This window comes from Ureibacillus aquaedulcis (assembly GCF_030418165.1).
Classification (GTDB): domain Bacteria; phylum Bacillota; class Bacilli; order Bacillales_A; family Planococcaceae; genus Ureibacillus; species Ureibacillus aquaedulcis.
In genome coordinates, this window is the sequence record NZ_JAUHTQ010000046.1 from 1 (window position 1) to 384 (window position 384).

The 384-nt window shown below is 54.2% G+C and carries 4 tRNA genes; all 4 read right to left on the reverse strand.

Annotated features, from left to right (window positions below):
- Positions 1 to 18: 18 nt before the first annotated feature.
- Positions 19 to 111 (reverse strand) — tRNA-Ser (locus QYB95_RS19155).
- A gap of 19 nt (positions 112 to 130) precedes the next feature.
- A tRNA-Ile gene (locus QYB95_RS19160) sits at positions 131 to 207 on the reverse strand.
- A gap of 7 nt (positions 208 to 214) precedes the next feature.
- Positions 215 to 288 (reverse strand) — tRNA-Met (locus tag QYB95_RS19165).
- An 18-nt stretch (positions 289 to 306) separates the two neighbouring features.
- Positions 307 to 382: transfer RNA gene (locus QYB95_RS19170), tRNA-Ala, on the reverse strand.
- Positions 383 to 384: the final 2 nt, after the last annotated feature.

Genomic DNA, 384 nt, shown 5'->3' on the forward strand with positions numbered 1-384 from the left:
TATTTGTTTTTTGAAAAATGGCGGAGGCAGTAGGATTTGAACCCACGCGCGGTTTAACCCGCCTGTCGGTTTTCAAGACCGATCCCTTCAGCCAGACTTGGGTATGCCTCCGTAATATTTATATCTCCTATGGTGGACCTTGCAGGACTCGAACCTGCGACCGGACGGTTATGAGCCGTCTGCTCTAACCAACTGAGCTAAAGGTCCTTCAAGATGGCGGCAGAGGGGATCGAACCCCCGACCTCACGGGTATGAACCGTACGCTCTAGCCAGCTGAGCTACGCCGCCAGGAATATTTAAATAATTTGGTGGAGCCTAGCGGGATCGAACCGCTGACCTCCTGCGTGCAAGGCAGGCGCTCTCCCAGCTGAGCTAAGGCCCCAT